General features: G+C 29.1%; 6 protein-coding genes and 1 tRNA gene. 1 reads left to right on the plus strand and 6 read right to left on the minus strand.

What is annotated here, in order from left to right:
- Window positions 1–41: 41 nt before the first annotated feature.
- The 6 genes from ACP5FO_RS08320 to ACP5FO_RS08345 all read right to left on the minus strand — a co-directional run bounded on the left by ACP5FO_RS08320 (window position 42) and on the right by ACP5FO_RS08345 (window position 4,594).
- Window positions 42–118: transfer RNA gene (locus ACP5FO_RS08320), tRNA-Pro, on the minus strand.
- A gap of 35 nt (window positions 119–153) precedes the next feature.
- Window positions 154–894: an adenosylcobinamide-GDP ribazoletransferase gene (locus tag ACP5FO_RS08325; RefSeq protein ID WP_428157363.1), complete on the minus strand. Its 741-nt coding sequence runs from the start codon at window positions 892–894 to the stop codon at window positions 154–156.
- The gene (locus ACP5FO_RS08330) at window positions 891–1,379 is read right to left on the minus strand and encodes a bifunctional adenosylcobinamide kinase/adenosylcobinamide-phosphate guanylyltransferase (protein WP_428110767.1); all 489 of its coding nucleotides are present in this window, start codon (window positions 1,377–1,379) and stop codon (window positions 891–893) included. The genes ACP5FO_RS08325 and ACP5FO_RS08330 overlap by 4 nt, the downstream gene beginning before the upstream one ends.
- Window positions 1,376–2,305: an adenosylcobinamide-phosphate synthase CbiB gene (gene cbiB, locus ACP5FO_RS08335; RefSeq protein ID WP_428157364.1), complete on the minus strand. Its 930-nt coding sequence runs from the start codon at window positions 2,303–2,305 to the stop codon at window positions 1,376–1,378. The genes ACP5FO_RS08330 and cbiB overlap by 4 nt, the downstream gene beginning before the upstream one ends.
- Entirely contained in the window at window positions 2,277–3,632 is a 1,356-nt protein-coding gene (locus ACP5FO_RS08340; RefSeq protein ID WP_428157365.1) for a cobyric acid synthase, read from the minus strand. Before ACP5FO_RS08340 ends, cbiB begins: the two co-directional genes overlap by 29 nt.
- Complete coding sequence (locus tag ACP5FO_RS08345; protein ID WP_428157366.1) at window positions 3,629–4,594, minus strand: aminotransferase class I/II-fold pyridoxal phosphate-dependent enzyme; 966 nt, start codon at window positions 4,592–4,594, stop codon at window positions 3,629–3,631. Before ACP5FO_RS08345 ends, ACP5FO_RS08340 begins: the two co-directional genes overlap by 4 nt.
- 275 nt (window positions 4,595–4,869) lie before the next feature.
- Between ACP5FO_RS08345 and ACP5FO_RS08350 the strand changes: the two genes are divergently transcribed.
- Window positions 4,870–5,277, plus strand: a 408-nt coding sequence (locus tag ACP5FO_RS08350) for a PAS domain-containing protein (protein ID WP_428157367.1), incomplete at its 3' end; no start/stop codon positions are given.

Genomic DNA, 5,277 nt, shown 5'->3' on the forward strand with positions numbered 1-5,277 from the left:
TTTTGTTCTTTGGTCACGATTAAACTACCTCGAATAAGTTCTGGTCGGGGCGAGAGGATTTGAACCTCCGACACCCAGTACCCGAAACTGGTGCGCTACCAGACTGCGCTACGCCCCGCACTGAAGATAAATTATGAAATTTGTACCAATGTGTCAAGATAAATATTTACCCAAAAAAACAAAAACCAAAATTAAAAGTAACTCATTTGTTTCAATTAATAATCCGTAAAAATCACCATTTAGGCCACCAAATTTTTTTGTCAAAAGATTGCCAAAAAACAAGCTACAGCAAACGCTAAATATTAAAATTATAATTGAAAACTTGTAAATTGGCGATAAAATAGCAATCATAATAAAACTTGAAATTATTAAATGATAGCTTTTAAGCTCATTTTTTGCCTTTTGTGCCATACCAGAAGAAATGTATGGGAAAAATCTGATGGGAAATATTACACTAAAGCGCGAAGCACTTGCTGCCACAATAAACAAAGACATATTTTTAAGGTAAACAAAAGCAGTCAATTTTGTAATTATAAATAATGTGCCAAAAATTACAGAAAATGAACCAAGGTGGGGATCTTTTAAAATGCTCAATAGTTTTTCTTTTGGTGCTTTTAAAAAAATTGCATCAAGACTGTCAAACAAGCCATCAAGATGAAGTGCACCATAAGAAAACGTATAAAAGCTAAATATTAAAACTTTTACCAGAATATAGGGCTCAATACATGCAATTTTGCAAAGCAAATAGACAATTAATCCTAAAACAAACCCCACAACACCATAATTTACACATGCGTAAGCATTGTAGCCTTCTTTAAATGTATAAATTCTAAATAATGGTATATTTGTTAGCATATTCCATGCTATTGCAAAACCAATAAAAAACTTTTTCATTTGATTTTTATACTAATGCCTGCTGAGCATAAAAACACTTCATCACATTTTTTGGCTATAATTTGAGCAACAATCCCATTGTAATGAGCAAACTTTCTTGCAAGTTCATTGTCAGGTATAACGCAAGCTCCTACTTCATTTATTACAAATACACAATTTTGAATCTCTGATATATTATGTGCTGTATTTTCAATTTCGTTTTCCTTATTGCTCAATAACATATTACTAATCCAAAAACTCAGGCAATCAAGTAGCTTGTATTCTTTTATAGATTGTAGCTTTTCATAGATAAAAAGTGGTTCTTCTATTGTAATAAAACTGTTTTTTCGTTCTTTTTTGTGAAGTTCAATCTTTTTTTTCATTTCTTCATCAACTGCAATCCCTGTTGCAATAAAATATGGTTTTGTTTGGGCAATTTTAAGTGTATATTCCAATGCAAGTCGGGATTTGCCACTTTTATTTGGACCAATAAAAAGCGCATTCATCGAATAAAAATCCTCCAGTTTTCTATTATAACTAAAAACACCAATATCAAAACAATTGCTAAATCTATTTTATTTTTTTGCCTAAGTGCTCTAAATACATCAGATTCATCGAGTTTGCATTTATTAAAACCAAGCGTTGGTTTAAAAACTACTTTACCAAAATAACTTGTAGGACCACCCAGACAAACTTCAAGAGAATATGCAAAAGCTCCTATTGGATAAACTGAGTTTGGACTTGTATAGTATCTTGATAGTTTTGAAATATTTTTAATGTAGTTAAGTTTTTTGTTTACAAAAAGCACAATTAATGCAGTTAATCTGGCTGGAATGAAGTTTAAAACATCATCAGCCCTTGCGCTAATTTTGCCAAATTTTTCATAACGAGCGTTTCTATAGCCTATCATTGAATCAAGCGTATTTGTGCATTTATAAACTACAAGCCCCCACAAACCAAAAAGCAACAGATAAAATAACGGAGCAATAACTGCATCATTTATGTTTTCTGCATAAGTTTCAATACAGGCTTTGTAAACATCGGATTCACTTAGGCTTTCAACATCACGGCTTACCAAATACTTGAGTTTTTGCCTCGGGTTATCAGAAAGGACAACTTTTTTGACTTCTTTATAAAGCATATTGTTTGCAATCAAAATACCAGATAGACCTATTTCAAAAACATACCAGTATATTTTTGGCAAAATAATATAGATAAATCCAACAAAACAAAGTGCCAATAAGTTCGTAATTATAAAAATAATTGCTCCTGCTTTTATGCTATCTTTGTAAAAATGCCTTTCAAAAAAACTTATAAACTTACCTATCAAAACAACAGGATGGTATTTTAATTTTATTGATCCAAAAATATAATCAATCAGATATGCGCAAAAGGCTAAAAAACTATAGGAGTTTAATAAATTTATCCACATAAAAATTCATTTTAGATGTTTGAATAAATTGTGCAAGGTGTTTTTTATAAGCTTTTTTATAGCAAAAACCAGGATAATTTGGGTTTACTTTTTTTAACAGGTAAGTCCTTAGTTTATCGCTAAATAGCGCTTCGTGTACAAGCGTGCCAAATATATTTTCATCTTCGTAAAATAGTTTTTCAGTCTGACCAAAATGCATCTCAAATCCTTCTACATCAAAGCCTGCTATGTTGTAAACAGAACGCTTTAGTGTTTTTTCTCTTAAAAAGTAAACAGGACCATCAATTAAGCCCAAACCTTTTGTATGTCCAACATTTGATTCAACATTGTCAAAAATATCGCTAAATAGCATTTGATAGCCGCCACATAAAGCTATAATTTTGCATTTTTTTAAAACCTTGTAATCTTGTTTTTTTAAAAGCATAAGATCAAAAACTGTCTGTCTTGTGCCAGGAAAAATTATCACATCAAACATTTCTGCCAAATTTAAATCACTAAAAAATGTAACTTCAACATTTTTATCCAAAACAAGAGGTTCTATATCAAAGTAATTACTTATGTGCCTAAAGCGATAAACACCTGCTCTAATTAATGGCTTTTTGTTTTGATTGTAATTATCTATGTTGAAGCTGTCTTCATATCCAATATTTAATGTTTTATAGGGCAAAATACCCAAAATTGGCAAGCCAAATTCATTTTCTATTATTTTTACTCCTTGGTCAAACAATCTTATATCGCCTCTAAACTTGTTAATTATAACACCAGAAATTTCAAGGCCAATTTTTTTTAATAACTCTTTTGTACCATATATGCTTGCAAATACACCACCTCTTTCAATATCTGCTACAAATACAATTTTTGGCTTAAATGTTTTTGCTATAAAAACATTAGCCAAGTCTTTTTCTAAAAAATTAAGCTCTGTTGGGCTACCTGCGCCTTCTGCTACGATTAAACCATCTTTTTTCAAGCTATTGTAACTTTTTTCTATTGAGGATTTAAAAGTATCAATATTTGTGTAAAACTCGGTTGCATCCATCTGGCCAAAAAATTTTCCATTTAAAATTATGTGAAGTTTTTGATTGTTTGCTGATTTTACAAGCAACGGATTCATTAGATAATTAGTTTTTAGATTTACAGATTTTGCTTGAAAGTATTGAGCAAATGCAATCTCAGTATTATCATCTGCAACAGTTGAATTGTTTGAGAAATTTTGTGCTTTAAAGGGTAGGGCTTTTATATTGTTTTGCTTTAAAATATTCAATAAAAACATTGTAATTGTAGATTTTCCAGCGCTGGATGATGAGCCCAAAACCAAGATATCGTTCATTTTAAAGCCTTTTTTAGAGCTTTTAACCCTTTTTTTGATTTAACGGCAAATCTTACGTGAAATTCATCTAAAAAATCAAAATTTGAACAATCCCTGATTAATATATTGTAAGCTGATAATTTATCCTGCAGAGCAATAGAGCTTATGTGTTTTAGCTTTGCTAACAAAAAATTAGTATTAGAATCATATATTTTTTCAAATAAGTCAGAATTTTCTAAAATTTCGCGCAATAATTGTTTATTTTTTTCTACATAAATTTTTGATTTAATTTCAAATTTTTTATCTTTTAAAGCTTGTAAAATAAATTGTTCATCAAATGTAGATATATTCCAAAGAGGTGTTTTAAATTTTATTTTACTTATTAAAACGCCAACTCTGACACCAGCACATCCATAAAATTTGCTAAAAGACTTTAAAATAATAAGTTTTTCAAAATCATTTAAAAAGCAAAGTGCACTTTTTTTACCACTAAAATCCAAAAAAGATTCATCTATTAGCACTGTATTATTTTGCTTGTACCATATATCAAAAAATTTTTTTAAATCGTAGTAAGTGCCATCTGGCGTAGAAGGATTTACAAAAACAACCAATGAGTCTTTAGGCGGAATTTCGTAAATATTTGAAAATCTATTGATTAATTGTACTTTATTTGCCCTTTTGTATTCTGAAAAAATAGGTGCGTATAAAGTAACATCGTCAAAGTGATTTATAATGGTAAATATTGCATCTGTTGAACCATTAAACAGTTGAATATAGTTTTTATCAATATTGTATTTTTTTGAGATAGCTTTTTTGAGTTTAACATATCTTGGGTCAGGGTAGGGACTAATATCAATTTTTTTTAAATTAACTTTTGGCTTTACAAAATTTATATTCGAAGAAAAATCAATAACATCTTTTGGTTTAATATTGAGTTTTTTTGCAAAACTATAAATATCAGCGCCATGAAAAAAACTATCCATTGTAAACTTTTTAAACACTTCCTAAGCTTTAGTATATTAAATGAATGCACTTAGTCAATCTCAAAAAATATCTTTATATTGATACTCAATTTAATTTTATAATTAATATGGCAAAATTTTATTTACAAATTAAAAATTTTTTAATATAATACAGTAACATAATAATATGCGCTTTTGATTTTTAGGTTTTGGCGTTTTAGATTTGTTTGGTTTAGCAAAGGAGCGTTAAAATTAACAATTTTCCTGAAATACTAAAAGATTCTAAAATATTTGGCATATTTATTTATCAGGATAATGGTTCTATAGTTTATACAAATAAAACATTTAATGAATTTTTAGGCTATGATCATAATGAACTTTTAGGAAAAAGTTTTTACGATTTGATTGATGTTGCAGATAAAGAATTAGAAATGATAAAAAATATAGCAAAAAGACGCACGCAAGGAGAGGTTTTTGGCATAGAACTCAAAGAATATGTACTTATTGGCAAAAACAAAATTAAAGCACCAGTTTCTATTTTTGCATATACAATTGAGTATGAAGGAAAACCTTCAGGACTGGTTGTAGTATTTAATAAAACAAAAGAAAAAGCATATGAAAAGCTATTTTTTGCTTTAAGTCAAATAAACCAGTTAATAATCAGACAAAACGATTGCAGCAGGTGTAGAAATCGGTGGCAGTTT

Source organism: Desulfurella sp., assembly GCF_049977265.1.
Taxonomy (GTDB): Bacteria; Campylobacterota_A; Desulfurellia; order Desulfurellales; family Desulfurellaceae; genus Desulfurella.

Bases quoted from the DNA above. Each gene is read 5' to 3' on its own strand.
- ACP5FO_RS08330 (WP_428110767.1), bottom strand. From the start codon at position 1,379: ATGAATGCGCTTTTTATTGGTCCAAATAAAAGTGGCAAATCCCGACTT.
- cbiB (WP_428157364.1), bottom strand. From the start codon at position 2,305: ATGTGGATAAATTTATTAAACTCCTATAGTTTTTTAGCCTTTTGCGCA.
- ACP5FO_RS08325 (WP_428157363.1), bottom strand. From the start codon at position 894: ATGAAAAAGTTTTTTATTGGTTTTGCAATAGCATGGAATATGCTAACA.
- ACP5FO_RS08340 (WP_428157365.1), bottom strand. From the start codon at position 3,632: ATGAACGATATCTTGGTTTTGGGCTCATCATCCAGCGCTGGAAAATCT.
- ACP5FO_RS08345 (WP_428157366.1), bottom strand. From the start codon at position 4,594: ATGGATAGTTTTTTTCATGGCGCTGATATTTATAGTTTTGCAAAAAAA.